This is a genomic window from Arthrobacter cavernae (assembly GCF_017368795.1).
Classification (GTDB): Bacteria; Actinomycetota; Actinomycetes; order Actinomycetales; family Micrococcaceae; genus Arthrobacter; species Arthrobacter cavernae.
On record NZ_JAFNLL010000034.1, the window covers coordinates 1 to 16,461 of the forward strand.

General features: G+C 66.3%; 14 protein-coding genes. 8 read left to right on the forward strand and 6 right to left on the reverse strand.

The genetic code is table 11. The features are described from left to right. Nucleotides 1-87 precede the first annotated feature (87 nt). The 3 genes from J1902_RS13785 to tkt are packed head-to-tail and all read right to left on the reverse strand — an operon-like array spanning nucleotide 88 to nucleotide 5,021. Nucleotides 88-1,719, reverse strand: coding sequence for a phosphoglucose isomerase-related protein (locus tag J1902_RS13785; RefSeq protein WP_207616890.1), 1,632 nt, complete (start codon nucleotides 1,717-1,719; stop codon nucleotides 88-90). A 6-nt stretch (nucleotides 1,720-1,725) separates the two neighbouring features. Next, nucleotides 1,726-2,844, reverse strand: a complete 1,119-nt coding sequence (tal, locus tag J1902_RS13790) for a transaldolase (protein WP_207616891.1) — start codon at nucleotides 2,842-2,844, stop codon at nucleotides 1,726-1,728. Between the two features lie 41 nt (nucleotides 2,845-2,885). Next, a complete protein-coding gene (gene tkt, locus J1902_RS13795) occupies nucleotides 2,886-5,021 on the reverse strand; it encodes a transketolase (protein ID WP_207616933.1) in 2,136 nt (711 codons plus the stop codon). A gap of 421 nt (nucleotides 5,022-5,442) precedes the next feature. On the opposite strand from tkt, the gene J1902_RS13800 reads away from it, so the two are divergent. Together J1902_RS13800 and J1902_RS13805 are read left to right on the forward strand one after the other, a co-directional pair. Then, the gene (locus J1902_RS13800; RefSeq protein ID WP_207616892.1) at nucleotides 5,443-6,402 is read left to right on the forward strand and encodes a heme o synthase; all 960 of its coding nucleotides are present in this window, start codon (nucleotides 5,443-5,445) and stop codon (nucleotides 6,400-6,402) included. Between the two features lie 415 nt (nucleotides 6,403-6,817). Next, the gene (locus J1902_RS13805; protein WP_207616893.1) at nucleotides 6,818-7,924 is read left to right on the forward strand and encodes an IS110 family RNA-guided transposase; all 1,107 of its coding nucleotides are present in this window, start codon (nucleotides 6,818-6,820) and stop codon (nucleotides 7,922-7,924) included. Nucleotides 7,925-8,348: 424 nt separating this feature from the next. Here the strand turns inward: J1902_RS13805 and J1902_RS13810 are convergent, their stop codons facing one another. Genes J1902_RS13810 through J1902_RS13820 form a run of 3 tightly spaced genes read right to left on the reverse strand, consistent with a single transcriptional unit; the run spans nucleotide 8,349 to nucleotide 11,087 of the window. Further along, on the reverse strand, nucleotides 8,349-9,293 hold the full coding sequence (locus J1902_RS13810) for a COX15/CtaA family protein (RefSeq protein ID WP_207616894.1): 945 nt from the start codon (nucleotides 9,291-9,293) through the stop codon (nucleotides 8,349-8,351). Between the two features lie 46 nt (nucleotides 9,294-9,339). Then, on the reverse strand, nucleotides 9,340-10,125 hold the full coding sequence (locus J1902_RS13815) for an ABC transporter permease (protein ID WP_242702011.1): 786 nt from the start codon (nucleotides 10,123-10,125) through the stop codon (nucleotides 9,340-9,342). Beyond that, complete coding sequence (locus tag J1902_RS13820) at nucleotides 10,122-11,087, reverse strand: ABC transporter ATP-binding protein (protein WP_207616895.1); 966 nt, start codon at nucleotides 11,085-11,087, stop codon at nucleotides 10,122-10,124. Before J1902_RS13820 ends, J1902_RS13815 begins: the two co-directional genes overlap by 4 nt. 108 nt (nucleotides 11,088-11,195) lie before the next feature. Here J1902_RS13820 and J1902_RS13825 point away from each other — a divergent pair, with 108 nt between their 5' ends. From J1902_RS13825 to J1902_RS13850, 6 genes are read left to right on the forward strand one after another with little or no spacing between them, the layout of a single operon-like run. Next, complete coding sequence (locus tag J1902_RS13825) at nucleotides 11,196-12,017, forward strand: helix-turn-helix transcriptional regulator (RefSeq protein WP_207616896.1); 822 nt, start codon at nucleotides 11,196-11,198, stop codon at nucleotides 12,015-12,017. Then, the gene (gene sufB, locus J1902_RS13830) at nucleotides 12,017-13,480 is read left to right on the forward strand and encodes a Fe-S cluster assembly protein SufB (RefSeq protein ID WP_207616897.1); all 1,464 of its coding nucleotides are present in this window, start codon (nucleotides 12,017-12,019) and stop codon (nucleotides 13,478-13,480) included. Before J1902_RS13825 ends, sufB begins: the two co-directional genes overlap by 1 nt. Next, complete coding sequence (sufD, locus tag J1902_RS13835) at nucleotides 13,480-14,790, forward strand: Fe-S cluster assembly protein SufD (protein ID WP_207616898.1); 1,311 nt, start codon at nucleotides 13,480-13,482, stop codon at nucleotides 14,788-14,790. Before sufB ends, sufD begins: the two co-directional genes overlap by 1 nt. Nucleotides 14,791-14,816: 26 nt before the next feature. Beyond that, nucleotides 14,817-15,173: a non-heme iron oxygenase ferredoxin subunit gene (locus J1902_RS13840; RefSeq protein ID WP_207616899.1), complete on the forward strand. Its 357-nt coding sequence runs from the start codon at nucleotides 14,817-14,819 to the stop codon at nucleotides 15,171-15,173. Nucleotides 15,174-15,223: 50 nt separating this feature from the next. Then, a complete protein-coding gene (sufC, locus tag J1902_RS13845) occupies nucleotides 15,224-16,006 on the forward strand; it encodes a Fe-S cluster assembly ATPase SufC (protein ID WP_207616900.1) in 783 nt (260 codons plus the stop codon). A gap of 12 nt (nucleotides 16,007-16,018) precedes the next feature. Then, on the forward strand, nucleotides 16,019-16,351 hold the full coding sequence (locus tag J1902_RS13850; RefSeq protein ID WP_207616901.1) for a metal-sulfur cluster assembly factor: 333 nt from the start codon (nucleotides 16,019-16,021) through the stop codon (nucleotides 16,349-16,351). Nucleotides 16,352-16,461: the final 110 nt, after the last annotated feature.

Genomic DNA, 16,461 nt, shown 5'->3' on the forward strand with positions numbered 1-16,461 from the left:
GCGCCGGTCCCGCGGATCCCGGAGGGGATTGCGGTACCCGGCGTTCTTCCTGCCGTTTTCAGATTCTGGCATGTTTGCTATTGTGCCTTAGCTTTCGAGGGCGCTGGCCTGGCCGGCCAGCGCAGCGACAACATCCTGGAGCTGCGCCACACCGGCCGCACGGTCGGTGAGGTGCAGGCGGAGAACCGGGCGGCCGTGGCCTTCCAGGACCTGGGCGTCACCGGAGGCCTGGGCCGCGATGAGCTCACCGAAGGTGAAGGGGCGCTCGGGGATGGCGAGGTCCGTGGCCGAGGAGGCCGTGACCTGGAGGAAGGCGCCGATGGCGGGGCCGCCCTTGTGGAACTGGCCGGTGGAGTGCAGGAACCGCGGGCCCCAGCCGAACGTTACCGGGCGGCCGCTGACAGCAGCCAGCTGGTCCCGGACTCCTTCGAGCGAGGCATGCGTGATGCGGTCCAGGTACGCCTGGACACTCAGGTAACCCGTGGCACCCAGTTCGCCCAGCAGAGCCTGCACTGCTTCGCCAACCGTGGCGGCTTCACCCAGCCAGGCGCCGCCGCGGACCTCGACCGCACCGTCAACGAAGGCGGCCGGAGTCGGCTCCGGGCGGGCGTCCAGCAGGCCGCGGGCAGCAACCTTGGCTGCCTCGACGTCGGGCTGGTCGAAGGGGTTGATGCCGAGCAGGCGCCCGGCCACCGCCGTCGCGAATTCCCACACCAGCATCTGGGTGGCCAGGCCACCGGCGATCGCGACTTCGTTTTCACCGAGTTCGACGTCGGAGTCCTCGCCCACCAGCCGCACCACCAGGACGTCGTCGGCGCCGCCGCTGACCTCCGGGGCGTTGGGGCCGGCGACGACGGGCAGCACGCCCGTGCCCAGCTTGCCGGTTGATTCCGCGATGAGCTGCTCGGCCCAGTCGGCGAAGCCGACGATCCCGGAGCCGTCCTCGGCGATGACGATCTTGTCGCGCAGGGGAGTGGTTCCGCCCAGGGCAATGCCCAGGGCAAGTCCGATGTTGTCCGCGGCGTCCTCGTTGAGGATTTCGGTAGCTTCCTCGGCCTCATCCAGGAACGCCTGGATGTCCACGCCGGCCAGGCCGCAGGGCACCAGGCCGAATGCGGTCAGCGCGGAGTAGCGTCCGCCGACGTTGGGGTCGGCGTTGAACACGGCGCGGTAGCCGGCCTCGCGGGAGGCCTTGTCCAGCGGGGAGCCGGGGTCCGTGACGATGATGATGCGGCTCTTCGCGTCGATGCCGGCCTCAGTGAAGGCCTGCTCGAAGATACGGCGCTGGGAGTCCGTCTCAAGGGTGGAACCGGACTTGGACGAGACCACGATGGCGGTCTCGTCCAAACGGTCCGCTACGGCAGCACCTACCTGTTCGGGATCGGTGCTGTCCAGCACAGTCAGCTCGACGCCAGCGGTGCCGGCAATGACCTCGGGAGCCAGGGAAGAACCACCCATGCCGCAAAGGACAATACGGGTGATGCCCTCGGCGCGCAGGGCGTCGCCGAGTTCCAGAATGTCGGCAACCAGCGGCTGGGAGACGGCCGCGGCCTCAACCCATCCGAGGCGGACAGCGGATTCGGACTCCGCATCCGGACCCCACAGGGTGTGGTCCTTGGCGAAGATCCTCGTGGCGATCCGGTCTTCAACGAGACCGTCGATGTGCTTCTCGATGGCCTGCCGTGCGGCACCGGTGGCGTCGTAGCTGAGTGTGCTCATGGTGGGTTAGGAAGCCTTCCGTGCAGCGGCGAGGGCGCCTTCGACGTCGCCCAGGAGTTCCTTCCAGCTGGCCACGAACTTCTCGAGGCCTTCGGACTCGAGGAGGGCCACGACGTCGTTGTAGGAAACGCCGAGGCCCTCGAGGGCGTTGAGGGTCTGGTTGGCTTCTGCGTAGGTGCCGGAGATGGTGTCGCCGGTGACCACGCCGTGGTCGAAGGTGGCCTCAAGGGTCTTCTCCGGCATGGTGTTGACGACGCCGGCAGCTGCGAGCTCGGTGACGTACAGGGTGTCCGGGTAGGCCGGGTCCTTGACTCCGGTGCTGGCCCAGAGCGGACGCTGCGGACGGGCGCCGGCTTCGGCCAGCACTGCCCAGCGTTCGGTGGAGAACAGCTCTTCGTAGACCTGGAAGGCGAGGCGGGCGTTGGCAACGCCGGCCTTGCCCTTGAGGGCCTTGGCTTCCTCGGTGCCCAGGGCATCGAGGCGCTTGTCGATCTCGGTGTCCACGCGGGAAACGAAGAACGATGCCACGGAGTGGATCGTGGAGAGGTCGTGGCCGTTCTCCTTGGCCTGCTCGAGGCCGTTCTGGAAGGCGTTGATGACGGCGCGGTAACGCTCCAGCGAGAAGATCAGGGTCACGTTGACGCTGATGCCCTCGGCGAGGGTCGCCGTGATGGCCGCGAGGCCCTCAAGGGTTGCCGGGATCTTGATGTGGACGTTGTCCCTGTTGACCCTGGAGTGGAGGTGCTTGGCCTCGGCGATCGTGCCGGCGGTGTCCCAGGCCAGGCGGGGATCCACCTCGATCGAGACGCGGCCGTCCACGCCGTTGCTGGCGGCGGCAACCGGGGCAAACAGATCGCAGGCATCGGCGACGTCGGTGGTGGTGATCTCGAAGATCGTCTCGTCGAGGCTGGCGCCCTGGGCTGCGAGTTCGGCGATCTTGGCGTCGTAGTAGTGGCCGGACGTGATGGCCGCGTGGAAGATGGACGGGTTGGTGGTCACGCCAACCACGTTCTTTTCTTCGATCAGCTTCTGCAGGCTGCCGCTGGACAGGCGTTCCCGGGAGAGGTCGTCAAGCCAGATGGAAACGCCGGCGTCGGACAGCAACTGGGTGGGTGTCGTGGTCATTTCGTTTTGCTCCTAGAAAGTCGGGTTCAGTCAGAGTCGCGTCAGACAGCGAGTTCTGTGAGGGAGTCCTTGGCAGCGGCGGTGACTGCTTCCGCGGTGATGCCGAACTCCTTGAAGAGGCGCTTGTAGTCCGCGGAGGCGCCGAAGTGCTCGAGGCTGATGCTGCGGCCGGCGTCGCCGACGAATTCGCGCCAGCCCAGGGCCAGGCCGGCCTCGACGGAGACGCGGGCCTTGACGGCGGCGGGAAGCACGGACTCGCGGTAGGCGGGGTCCTGCTTGGTGAACCACTCGACGCAGGGCATGGAGACGACGCGGGTGGCGATGCCTTCGGCCTGGAGGGTTTCGCGGGCCGCCACGGCCAGCTGGACCTCGGAGCCGGTGCCGATCAGGATGACCTGTGCCGGGACGGTCTTGCCGTCGCGGGAGGCTTCGGCCAGGACGTAGCCGCCCTGTGCGACGCCGGCGGTGGAGCCGAAGGTGTCGCCCTCGGCCGCGCCGTCGCCGCGGGCCCAGGTGGGGATGTTCTGGCGGGTCAGCACGATGCCGGCCGGGTTCTCGTGGTTCTCGAGCATGGTCTTCCAGGCTGCGGCGACCTCGTTGGCGTCGCCGGGGCGGACCACGTCCAGGCCCGGGATGGCGCGCAGGCTGGCGAGCTGCTCCACGGGCTGGTGGGTGGGGCCGTCCTCGCCGAGGCCGATCGAGTCGTGCGTCCACACGTACAGCGAGGGAACGCCCATGAGGGCGCCGAGGCGGATGGCGGGGCGCTGATAATCGCTGAAGATCAGGAAGGTGCCGGAGAACGCCCGGGTGCGGCCGTGCAGGGCGATGCCGTTCACGATCGATGCGGCGGCGTGTTCGCGGATGCCGAAGTGCAGGACCCGGCCGTAGGGGTTGCCCTTCCACGCACCGGTGGAGCGCGATGCCGGAATGAAGGACGGCGAGCCCTCGATGGTGGTGTTGTTGGACTCGGCAAGGTCGGCGGAGCCGCCCCAGAGTTCGGGCATGACCGGGCCGATGGCGTTCAGGACCTTGCCCGAGGCGGCGCGGGTGGAGACGTCCTTGCCGGCTTCGAAGACCGGCAGGGCGGCGTCAAGCTCGACGGGGAGCTTCCTGGCCTCGATGCGCTCCAGGAGGGCGGCGTTTTCCGGGTTGGCGGACTGCCAGGCCTCGAAGCCGGCCTGCCATTGGGTGCGGGCGGCCGCGCCGCGTTCCACGGTGCCGCGGGCGTGGGCCAGGACCTCGTCGTCGACCTGGAAGGTCCTGGCGGGGTCGAAGCCCAGGACTTCCTTCAGTGCCGCGACTTCCTCGGTGCCCAGGGCCGAACCGTGGATCTTGCCGGTGTTCTGCTTCCTGGGGGCCGGGTAGCCGATGATGGTGCGCAGCGAGATGATGGACGGCTTGGTCGTCTCGGCCTTCGCCGCACGCAGCGCGCTGTAGAGTTCCTGGACGTCTTCGACGTACTCGCCGGTCGGGTTGTTGTCGCTGGGGCGGGTCCAGTCAACGCGCTGGGTGTGCCAGCCGTAGGACTCGTAGCGCTTCAGGACGTCCTCGGTGAACGCGATGTCGGTGTCGTCCTCGATCGAGATGTGGTTCTCGTCGTAGATCACCACGAGGTTGCCTAGTTCCTGGTGGCCGGCCAGCGAGGAGGCCTCGGAGGTCACGCCTTCCTGGAGGTCCCCGTCGGAGGCGATGACCCAGACGGTGTGGTCGAACGGGCTGGTGCCCTCCGCCGCCCCGGGGTCGAACAGGCCGCGCATCCGGCGCTGGGAGTAGGCGAAGCCGACCGCGGAGGCCAGGCCCTGGCCCAGCGGGCCGGTGGTGATCTCCACGCCCGCGGTGTGCTTGTACTCAGGGTGGCCCGGGGTCAGGGAACCCCAGGTGCGCAGCGCCTGAAGGTCCCCCAGCTCCAGGCCGTAACCGGAGAGGAAGAGCTGGATGTACAGGGTCAGGGAGGTGTGGCCCGGGGACAGCACGAACCGGTCACGCCCGATCCAGTCCGGATTCTTCGGGTCGTGGCGCATCAGCTTCTGGAACAGCAGGTACGCGGCGGGCGCCAGGGACATGGCCGTGCCCGGGTGGCCGTTGCCGACCTTCTCCACGGCATCCGCGGCCAGGACACGCACCGTGTCGACAGCGCGCTGGTCCAAGCTGGTCCATGACAGTTCTTGCTCTTCCAAATGTGGCACGAAAACCGAGCCCCTCTCTGTGCTGACGGCAGGCGTTGCGGACGTGCCGGAGCAGGAGCACAGATGGCGCCCGCTGCGGGTTGTCTACCAGCCGTTCACCATTGAAACGTTGATCTATCACCCAGTCACCCGACCCTGAGAATACGTTTTCCCGGAAAGTCGTCGAGTGCTGATCTGCAGACAGCTTAGCCTCATTCGGGGGCCCGGGCCGTGGGATTTCCCAAAATTGGGCGGAAATTCCGTTTTATGAATCACTGTGTGGTTTAGATGGCGTGAAGGTTCGGAAACATTGGTGAATTTTCGGTGCCACGGCCAACTTCGGGTCACGGTATGATATCTGGAGGCCACCAGCGGCACGTGCACCCCCGATTTGGATAGCCGCCGCTGCGAGAACACCAGAGCATAGAACAGAGTGACTGCCACCGTGAGCACAACAGATACGCACCTCAACGCTGCCCCCGCCCGGGGAAGCAACGGAATCTCCCGTAAGTTCAAGGCGTATCTTGCCCTCACCAAGCCGCGCGTCATCGAGCTTCTTCTGGTCAGCACCCTGCCGACCATGATCTTCGCCCAGCGCGGCTTCCCCTCGCTGGGGCTTATCCTTGCCACCCTGGTCGGTGGAGCCTTCGCCGCCGGCAGCGCGGGGGTCTTCAACTGCTATATCGACCGCGACATCGACAAGCTCATGCACCGCACCGAGAAGCGGCCTCTCGTTACCGGCGAAGTGACGCCCCGGGAAGCTCTCATCTTCGGCTGGATCTTGGGCGCGGCGTCCATCGCCATCCTGTGGTTCGGCGCCAACCCGCTGGCAGCCTGGCTGGGACTCGGTGCCATCTTGTTCTACGTGGTCATCTACACGATGATCCTCAAGCGCCGCACGGCACAGAACATTGTGTGGGGCGGAGCCGCCGGCTGCTTCCCGGTGCTCATCGCCTGGGCTGCTGTCACCAACACCGTTGAGTGGCCCGCCGTCGTGCTCTTCATGGTGATCTTCCTCTGGACGCCGCCGCACTACTGGCCGCTGTCCATGCGTTACGGCGAGGACTACCGCAATGCCAACGTCCCCATGCTCGGCGCCATTGCGGGTGCCAAGGTGGTTTCCGTGCAGGTGGTCCTCTACGCCTGGGCCATGGTCGCCTGTTCCCTGCTCATGGTTCCCGTCGGCCGGGCCGGCTGGGTCTACACCATCGCTGCCATCGCGGCAGGCGTCTGGTTCCTCTACGAATCCCACGCCCTCTACAACCGCGCCCAGGGCGGCGACGTTTCGAACAAGGGCGCCATGAAGGTGTTCCACGGTTCCATCAGCTACCTGACGCTGCTCTTCATCGCCCTCGCCGTGGATCCGTTCGTCGGTTCCCCGCTGGTCGGCTAAGGCCCGCACCGCCTCTTCCGGGCACGACCCAACGCTCTCTACCTTTGGCGCGATTTTCCCAACGCTCTCTCACTTTTGACCTTAAATGCCGGAACCCTCCTGCACATCATGTGCAAGAGGGTTCCGGCGTTTAGCCTCAGAGGTAACTAGACGATATGTGTGAGGGGGCTGCGGCCCGGGGTGGGTTCTGGTCCTTCTGATCGTCCATTGTCGCCGGGACGGCTCCGGACCGCGGGCTGTGGGGTGTGACTGGGTCCGGGGCCGCGCGGTCCGGGGCCTGGTCTCGGCGGTGATGGCCTTTATCAGAAGGGCCAGGAAAGGGGTGGGCTGGAACCTTCTCTTCAAGTTCCCGTGGGTTGTCCCCAGACTTAATCCGTTGGGGCAGAGCCACATTTGAAGGTTGGAGGTTCCAGCTATGTTTGAGCGTACTCACGTGGGCCTGGATGTCCACGCCCTGTCGGTTGTTGCCTGCGCGATCGACGGGCAAACCGGCGAGATGCTCCGGGCCCGGCTGACGCCGGACCATGGAGAGATCCTGGCCTGGATCCGCGGCTTGCCTGGCCCGTGCCGGGTGGTTTACGAGGCCGGCCCGACCGGCTTTGTCCTGGCACGGTTCCTGCGCGCGGCCGGTGTTGATTGTGTGGTCGCGTCCCCGTCCAAGCTTCAACGCCCGCCCGGGGACCGGGTGAAAACGGACCGTAACGATGCCCTGCATCTGGCCCGGCTCTTGAAGCTGGAGCAGATCACGGAGGTCATCGTCCCGGGCCCCGGGCAGGAAGCGGCCAGGGACCTGGTCCGGGCCCGGGAAGATACCCGCGGGGACCTGATGCGGGCCCGGCACCGGGTCTCGAAACTGCTGCTGCGCCAGGGCATCCATTACACCGGCGGAGACACCTGGACCCAGGCCCACATGGGCTGGCTCTACCGGCAACGCTTCGACTCCGCACCCTTGCAGCTGGCCTACGATCTTGCCCTTGAGGCTGTCACGGAGACCCTGGCCCGGCGGGACCGCCTGGATGCGGCCATCACGAAAATCGCCTATGACAGCGAATACACCCCGGTGGTGCGGGCGCTGGAATGCCTGCGCGGGGTCTCGACGCTGACGGCGTTCGGTCTGGCCGTGGAGATCGGGGACTGGAACCGGTTCACCGGATCCACCATCGGCGCCTACCTGGGCCTGGTGCCTTCGGAGAACTCCTCCGGCCAGCACCGCTCCCAGGGCAGCATCACCAAGACCGGCAACACCCACGCCCGCCGGCTGCTGATCGAGGCCGCCTGGCATCATCGCCGGCCCTACAGCCACCCCTCAGCGCTTATGCGTTCGCGGTGGGAAGCAGCCACCCCTGTGGCACGGGCCCGCGGGCAGGCCGGCAACCGGCGCCTCCATGAGCGCTGGCTCGTTTACCTTGAGCACCGGAAACGGCCCGTGGTCGCGAACGTCGCGGTCGCCCGGGAACTGGCCGGCTGGTGCTGGTCCCTGGCCAGCGAAGCACAAACCGCCGCCACACAGCAGCGGCCCTGAAAAGCCCGGGGCGTCTGCGTCGGTGTCTCGCAGCGCGTGGAGTGAACTCGCGTTAACCCTATGGGCAGCTACGAAACGGCCACGCCCGAAACTAGAGAAGCGATACCCTCCAGCCGAACACCTTCGCCCTGCGGTAACCAACCCGCGCATATTAGTCTGACCACGCCGTCGACAACGACACGCTGAACACCAAACAGACGCCCCGGCCACCATCAAAGAAGCGGCCCCAGGCTCACACACCCGGGACCGCTTCGTCCTGCCCTCTTGACAGAAACGACTACATATTAGGGTTGCCCGAAAATGGCTCAAAGGTGAGCGAGCGTTTGCCGAAATGGGCTCAAAGGTGAGAGAGGATCCTGCCGGAGGGCCCGGAAATGACGGGGCCCTCCGCACACGTGGGCGGACGCCGCAGAGCGGGCTGTGCCTACTTGACCGGGCTGAAGCGGGCCACGTCCGCGGCGTTCGTCGCGGCGCTCATGAGCAGCGCGGCACCGAGCATGTGGGCGCCCACCAGGAGCGCCGGGATGCCGTTGTAGTACTGGGTGAAACCGATGACGGCCTGCAGCAGAGTGACGGCAAGGAGCATGAACACGGCGCTCCGGAAGATGCCAGGGATGCCCTTGCGGAGTACCAGATAGAGCGCGAAGAGCGTTCCGGCGGTGATGAGGTAGGCCGGGACGGCGTGGATGTGGGAGAACAGGTCCCAGTCGAGATCGTTGCGGGGCGCATCGGCGTCGCCGGCGTGCGGGCCTGCTCCGGTCACCACCACGCCGAGCATCACGGCGAGGGCAGAGAACACGGCGACGGCGGTCATCACCGGCGCAGTTGCGCCCGGCAGCGCGGGCAGGGAGCGGTTCATGAAGCGTCCCGTGCGGCCGTAGGCCCGGTTCACCAGCAAGGTGGCGAGGACCACGAGTGCCATGGACACCAGGAAGTGCAGGCCAACCACCCACGGGTTAAGGTTCGAGAGCACCGTGATGCCGCCGATCACGGCCTGTGCCGGGATGCTCGCAAGCAGTCCCAGGGCCAGCAGGAAGAGATCGCGACGTTCCTTGCGGAGGTTCCACAGGTAGACGAGCATGGCGACGGCGACTGCCGCCAGGGCGAAGGTCAGGAGCCGGTTGCCGAACTCGATGAAGCCGTGGATGCCCATTTCGGGCGTGTTCACCAGGGAATCGTTGGTGCACCGCGGCCAGGTGGGGCAGCCCAGGCCCGAAGCCGTCAGCCGGACGGCACCGCCGGTAACCACCAGCACGGTCTGCCCGATCAGTGAAAGCACTGCCAGGCGCCGGATGGTGCTGTTGAGTTGCGTGGGCAGCTTGGCAGCGAGGCGCTGGATGGTATTCGGGAGGCGGGAGGCCGTACTCAAAGTTTCTCTCAATTCCAATTGACGGTTCGGGTCCACAAGAGGGCGCTCAGTTCCACTTGAACCAGCGGATGGCTGCGGCACCGGCCAGGACCGTCCACAGCGCCAGGACAATGACGGCGGGCAGCGGCACCACGCCATGCAGGAAGGCATCCCGCAGCGCCTGGCCGAGTGCCCCCGAGGGCAGGAAGTGCACGATGCTCTGGGCCAGTGCAGGAAGGCGCTCGGTGGGCACCACAATGCCGCCCAGCGCACCCAGCAGGATCCACAGCAGATTCGTGATGGCCAGCGTGGCCTCGGGCCGCACGGTACCGGCCACCAGCAGGCCCAAGGCAGTGAACGCTGCGGCGCCCAGGACCAGCAGGGCGAGGCCGGGCAGCCAGCCTTCGGGCCGCGGCTGCCAGCCGAGCATGGCTGCGACGCCGCCGACCACCAGTACTTGCAGCGCCAGGACCACCAGTACTGCCAGGACCTTGCCTGCGATGAGTCCGGTCCGCCCGAGCGGTGTGGTGGAAAGGAAGCGCAGCACGCCGTAGCGGCGGTCAAAGCCGGTGGCGATGCCCTGTCCGGTGAAGGCCGTGGACATGGCGCACAACGCCAGGATGCCGGGCACGGCGATGTCGATGCGGCTCCCACCCAGGCCGTCCAGCAGCGGGGTGACGGCAAGGCCCACCAGGGCGAGGAGGGGGAGGATGACCGCCAGGATCAACTGTTCGCCGTTGCGGATCATCGCCAGGGTTTCGTAGCGGCCCTGGAGCAGAACCCGGCGCAGGAGGGGTGCCGGACCGGCGTGCCCTTCCATGCCTGCCTGCTGGCCGGCCAGTGCGTTGCTCATCGGATGTCCCTTCCGGAGATGTCCAGGAATACGTCTTCGAGGCTGCGGGCCTCGAGCCGCAGGGAGGCCGGCATGATGTCCCGCGCTGCCCACCAGGCGGTCAGCGCGGCAAGGTCTGCCGGGGTGAGGGCGCCCGTGACGGCGTAGCTGCCGGCGCGGCTTTCGCTGACAGCGAGGCCGGCGCCGAGGACGGTGGAGAAATCAAGCCCGGCGGGGGCGTCGAAGAAGAGCGTCCGCTCGGTGACTTCCTCGCCGGCGGAGTGGTCGCTGCTCAGCAGTTCGGCGACGGTCCCCTCGGCGACGTTGTGCCCGCCGTCGATGATGTAGACATAATCGGCAAGCCTCTGGGCATCGTCCATGAGGTGCGTTGTCAGCACAATGCCCATGCCGGAATCCCGGAGCTCGGCAATCAGTTCGAACACGATCTGGCGCGACTGGGGATCAAGGCCGGCGCTGGGCTCGTCCAGGAACAGGATCTCGGGGTTGCCCACCAGCGCGGCGGCCAGGGCCAGGCGCTGCTTCTGCCCGCCGGACAGGCGCCGGATGTTGGTCCGCCTGAACTGGGCGATGCCCAGCCGCTCCACCAGGAGGTCGACGGACATCGGGTTCCGGTACATTCCGGCGATGTGGCGCAGCAGGGGGATAGGACGGGCAGACGGCGGCAGCCCGCCGTCCTGGAGCATGACGCCGACGCGCGCCCGCAGGGACGCCCCGGCCGTGTCGGGGTCTTCGCCGAGGAGGGAGATGCTTCCGCCCGTGCGCCGCTGCAGGCCCTGCGCGCATTCGAGCGTGGTGGTCTTGCCGGCGCCGTTGGCGCCCAGGAGCGCGGTAATCTGGCCGCGTTCGGCCACGAGGGAGAGCCCTCCGACCACCCGGAGCATCTTGCCGTCAAGGGAGGCCAGCGGGCCAACATCCTTAATGAGTCCGTCAATGATGAGAACAGGGGAATCGGGGGATCGCACCAGAGTATTCTACGTGAAGCACTACGTCCGCCGCCGTGGGCGCCTCAGGCCAGCCTTGCCTTACTGGCTGCGGGGATGAAATTACGACATGATTGTGTTGTGTATTCCATGAGCCCTGTTTCCGTGCCGTCCAAGCGGCATGGCGCACTGACGGCCGAGCCCCTTGCGGGCACGCCGGCGCTGCCTGACGCGGAAGACCGCACGCGCGACCGCGTTCTTGGTGCGGTGCTGGAGCATGGACCGGTCAGTGCCGCCGAGCTGGGGGAGCTCCTCGGCTTCACCCCGGCCGCCGTCCGCCGTCACCTGGACCACCTGGAACGCGGCGGCGTCATCGAGGTCAAGCGCGTGGCCAAGGCCGGCGCGGGTGCCGGGCGTCCCGCCCGCCGCTATGTCCTGAGTTCGCAGGGCCAGTCGAAGCTGGGCGACGACTACCTTAACATTGCCAGCTCTGCCCTCCGGCGGCTGCAGGAGTTGGCGGGCGAAGAAGCTGTCCGCGACTACGCCGTTGAGCGCTTTGCCGACATGGAACGCCGCTATGCGCCGGAAGTCAACGACGCCGGAGCGGACATCACCGACCGCGCTCTGGCGCTCTCGAAGGCGCTCAGCCGCGACGGCTACGTCGCCTCCGCCCACACCATCGAGGCCAAGGCTCCGCTTCCCGCAGCACTCGCCAGCGTCCAGCTGTGCCAGGGGCACTGCCCCATCCAGCACCTGGCCGCGGAATTCCCCGTTTTCTGCGACGCCGAGACCGAAGTGTTTTCGCGCCTGGTCGGCGTCGACGTCCGCAGGTTGTCGACGCTCGCCGGCGGCGGCCACGTCTGCACCACCCACATACCTACCGGGCGCCCGGTTGTCAGGGAGCCTCACGGCTCCTCAGAGCAGCCAAACAGCCCGTACGAGGAATCAAACAACCAGCAAGAAAGGCCGTGATGACGGACCAACTAGCAGAGAAAGCGGTAGCTGACGGCACTGTGATCTCGGAGATTCTGGAAAAGAATCCCGAACTGCACGGTATCGGAAACTACGAGTACGGCTGGGCCGACAAGAATGACGTCGGCGCCAACGCACGTCGTGGCATCAACGACGAAGTAGTCCGCGATATTTCGGCCAAGAAGAATGAGCCGGAATGGATGCTGGACCTGCGCCTGAAGGGCCTGAAGTACTTCGACCGCAAGCCCATGCCCACCTGGGGTGCAGACCTCTCCGGCATCGACTTCGACAACATCAAGTACTTCGTGCGCTCCACGGAAAAGCAGGCCGCCACGTGGGAAGACCTGCCCGAGGACATCCGGAACACCTACGAGAAGCTGGGCATCCCGGAAGCCGAGCGCAGCCGCCTCGTTTCCGGTGTGGCCGCACAGTATGAGTCCGAGGTGGTGTACCACCAGATCCGCGAGGACTTGGAAGCCCAGGGCGTCATCTTCCTGGACACCGACACCGCGCTGCGCGAGCACCCGGAGATCTTCCAGGAGTACTTCGGCACCATCATCCCCGTGGGCGACAACAAGTTCGCGTCGCTGAACACGGCTGTCTGGTCCGGCGGTTCCTTCGTCTACGTCCCCAAGGGCGTCCACGTCGACATCCCGCTGCAGGCCTACTTCCGCATCAACACGGAAAACATGGGCCAGTTCGAGCGCACGCTGATCATCGCGGACGAGGACTCCTACGTCCACTACATCGAAGGCTGCACCGCGCCGATCTACACCTCGGACTCGCTGCACTCCGCCGTCGTGGAGATCATCGTGAAGAAGGGCGCCCGCGTCCGGTACACGACCATCCAGAACTGGTCCACCAACGTGTACAACCTGGTCACCAAGCGCGCCATCTGCGAAGAGGGCGCCACCATGGAATGGATCGATGGCAACATCGGCTCCAAGGTGACCATGAAGTACCCGGCCGTCTACCTCGTTGGCGAGCACGCCAAGGGCGAGACCCTGTCCATCGCCTTCGCGGGCGAAGGCCAGCATCAGGACACCGGCTCCAAGATGGTGCACATCGCGCCGAACACCAAGAGCTCCATCATCTCCAAGTCCGTGGCACGCGGCGGCGGCCGTGCGGCCTACCGCGGCCTGGTCCAGGTCCGCGAAGGCGCCAAGCACTCCGCAAACACCGTGCGCTGTGACGCCCTGCTGGTGGACACCATTTCCCGTTCGGACACGTACCCATACATCGACATCCGCGAGGATGACGTCGTGATGGGCCACGAGGCCACCGTTTCCCGCGTCAGCGAAGAGCAGCTCTTCTATCTGATGTCCCGCGGCATGCGTGAGGACGAGGCCATGGCCATGATCGTGCGCGGCTTCATTGAGCCGATCGCCCGCGAACTGCCCATGGAATACGCCCTTGAGCTGAACCGCCTGATTGAACTGCAGATGGAAGGATCGGTCGGTTAATGACTGACATCACTACTGAAAAGGCGCGCATCGGCGCGCCCTCGGCCCAGCCGTTCATCGACGGCTTCACCGAGGAAGGCGAGAGCCTCTCGCCGATCAACGCCGGTACCGCGGGCTCGACGGCGGCAGCGCCGTCCGCTGGTCCGCTCGCCGGTGACTCCGCCAAGAGCCACTCGCACGGCGGTGGCGTCGGCATCCCGGACAGCTCGCGCGCCGGCCGCCTGACCTCGTACCAGTTGGCGGACTTCAAGCCCCTGACGGGCCTGGAGGAAGACTGGCGCTTCACCCCGCTCAAGCGTCTGCGCGGCCTGCACAGCGAAGTCCTCAGCGGTGCGGCCCCTGCCGTCGCCGTCACGGCCCCGGCAGGCGTCGTCGTCGAGACCGTCGGCCGCGATGACAAGCGCATCGGCCAGGCCGGCATCCCGGAAGACCGCGTGTCCGCCAATGCCTGGGAAAACTTCGCCGAAGCAACGGTTGTCACCGTGCCCGCAGAGTTCGAGGCCGAGGGTGAAATCTCCGTGGTCGTCACCGGGGCCGGGGAAGAGGCTTCCGCGCAGCACATCGTGATCGTTGCCGAGCGCTTCTCCAAGTCCGTCGTCGTCCTGGAGCACCAGGGCACCGCGATCGTGTCGGAGAACGTCGAGATCATCGTCGAAGACGGCGCGCAGCTCACTGTCATCTCACTCCAGGAATGGAACGACAACGCCGTGCACGCATCCTCGCAGCAGGCCAAGCTTGGCCGCGACGCGAAGTTCAAGCACATCGTGGTCAGCCTGGGCGGCGACCTCGTCCGCGTGACACCGTCCGCCCGCTTCACGGCCCCCGGCGGCGAGGCCGAAATGTTCGGCCTGTACTTCGCAGACGCCGGCCAGCACCTTGAGCAGCGTTTGTTCGTTGACCACGCCGTGGCCAACTGCAAGTCCAACGTCCTGTACAAGGGCGCACTGCAGGGCCGCAACGCCCACGCAGTCTGGGTTGGCGATGTCCTGATCCGCAAGGAAGCCGAAGGCACGGACAGCTACGAGGCCAACCGCAACCTGTTGCTGACCGACGGTGCACGCGCTGACTCTGTTCCCAACCTCGAGATCGAAACCGGCCTGATCGAAGGTGCCGGCCACGCCAGCGCCACCGGCCGCCTCGACGACGAACACCTGTTCTACCTCATGGCACGCGGTATCCCGGAAGATGTTGCCCGCCGTCTGGTGGTGCGCGGCTTCCTCAACGAGATCATCCAGCAGATCAAGGTCCCGGCTCTCGAAGAGCGCCTGACCGCGGCTGTTGAGCGTGAACTCGCTGTGAGCGACAACTAACAACGGCCGGGCAGGAAGATATCCACATGAGCGAACAGCCAAAAGGCGAACTGGTGTGCAACGCCAACGACATTCAGGTCAAGCAGGCGCTGCGCGTCCTGATCGATGACTACCCCGTAGCCATCGTGAGGGACTCGATGGGAGAGATCCACGCCATCGGGGACACCTGCTCGCATGCGGACATCTCCCTGTCCGAGGGCGAGATTGAAGGCTGCGCCATCGAGTGCTGGGGCCACGGCTCCCAGTTCGATCTGCGCAGCGGCCAGCCGCTCCAGCTTCCTGCCTACGACCCCGTTCCCGTGTTCGCCGTAACCCTCGATGGTGACGACGTCTACGTGGACGTGAGCAACGTTGTGAACGGCGCCTCGGTAGAGAACTACTGAGATCCATTGCTTGAGAAGTACTGAGACTTACGAACGAAAGAAAGAAGAGCATGTCTACTCTTGAGATCAAGGACCTGCACGTCAGCATTGAGACGGAGCAGGGCACCAAGGAGATCCTGAAGGGCGTCAGCCTGACCATCAAGACCGGTGAGACCCACGCGATCATGGGCCCCAACGGTTCGGGCAAGTCCACCCTGGCCTCCACCATTGCCGGCCACCCGCGCTACACCGTCACCAGCGGCAGCATCACGCTGGACGGCGAAGACGTGCTGGCCATGAGCGTTGACGAGCGCGCCCGCGCCGGCGTCTTCCTGGCCATGCAATACCCCGTGGAGGTTCCGGGCGTCACCATGACGAACTTCCTGCGCACCGCCAAGACCGCCATCGACGGCGAAGCACCGGCATTGCGCACCTGGACCAAGGACGTCAAGGCTGCCATGGCTCAGCTGCGCATCGACGCCGACTTCGCCCAGCGCAACGTCAACGAAGGCTTCTCCGGCGGTGAGAAGAAGCGCGTGGAAATCCTGCAGCTGGAACTCTTCAAGCCGAAGTTCGCCGTTCTGGACGAGACCGACTCCGGCCTGGACGTCGACGCCCTCAAGGTTGTCTCCGAGGGCGTCAACCGCGCCCACGAAGGCGGCAACATGGGCACCCTGCTCATCACGCACTACACCCGCATCCTGCGCTACATCAAGCCGGACTTCGTCCACGTCTTCGTTGACGGCCAGGTTGTCGAGGAGGGCGGCCCGGAACTGGCCGACCGTCTCGAAGAAGAGGGCTACGACCGCTACGCCACCGGCGCAGCCACCATCGCCGCGGCTGCACAGGCCTAGTTAGGACCCGCCATGACCGATACCAACACGGCGCGCACCAGCCTTGAGGACGTCGAGGAGGCTCTCAAGGACGTCATTGACCCCGAGCTCGGCGTCAATGTGGTTGACCTTGGCCTGCTGTACGGACTGAAGTACTCGGACGACGACGGTGCCCTCCTGATCGACATGACGCTGACGACGGCGGCCTGCCCGCTGACGGACGTGCTTGAGGAGCAGGTGGGCAAGTCCCTCGACGGAGTCGTGGACGACTGGCGCCTCAACTGGGTATGGATGCCGCCATGGGGTCCCGAGCGGATCACCGACGACGGCAAGGACCAGATGCGGGCCCTCGGCTTCAACATCTAGGTCCCCACCGCCTCCCTAGCCTCGCTTCGCTTCGGCCAGGGAACCCTCGGCGGCGGAGGCCCCTGACGTGGAACGACGGCGGGTGCCCGGCTCACATGAGCCAGGCACCC

Coding starts and splice junctions, on each gene's coding strand:
- sufC (WP_207616900.1), top strand. CDS start 15,224: ATGTCTACTCTTGAGATCAAGGACCTGCACGTCAGCATTGAGACGGAG.
- tal (WP_207616891.1), bottom strand. CDS start 2,844: ATGACCACGACACCCACCCAGTTGCTGTCCGACGCCGGCGTTTCCATC.
- J1902_RS13805 (WP_207616893.1), top strand. CDS start 6,818: ATGTTTGAGCGTACTCACGTGGGCCTGGATGTCCACGCCCTGTCGGTT.
- J1902_RS13815 (WP_242702011.1), bottom strand. CDS start 10,125: ATGAGCAACGCACTGGCCGGCCAGCAGGCAGGCATGGAAGGGCACGCC.
- J1902_RS13785 (WP_207616890.1), bottom strand. CDS start 1,719: ATGAGCACACTCAGCTACGACGCCACCGGTGCCGCACGGCAGGCCATC.
- sufB (WP_207616897.1), top strand. CDS start 12,017: ATGACGGACCAACTAGCAGAGAAAGCGGTAGCTGACGGCACTGTGATC.
- J1902_RS13825 (WP_207616896.1), top strand. CDS start 11,196: ATGAGCCCTGTTTCCGTGCCGTCCAAGCGGCATGGCGCACTGACGGCC.
- J1902_RS13840 (WP_207616899.1), top strand. CDS start 14,817: ATGAGCGAACAGCCAAAAGGCGAACTGGTGTGCAACGCCAACGACATT.
- sufD (WP_207616898.1), top strand. CDS start 13,480: ATGACTGACATCACTACTGAAAAGGCGCGCATCGGCGCGCCCTCGGCC.
- J1902_RS13850 (WP_207616901.1), top strand. CDS start 16,019: ATGACCGATACCAACACGGCGCGCACCAGCCTTGAGGACGTCGAGGAG.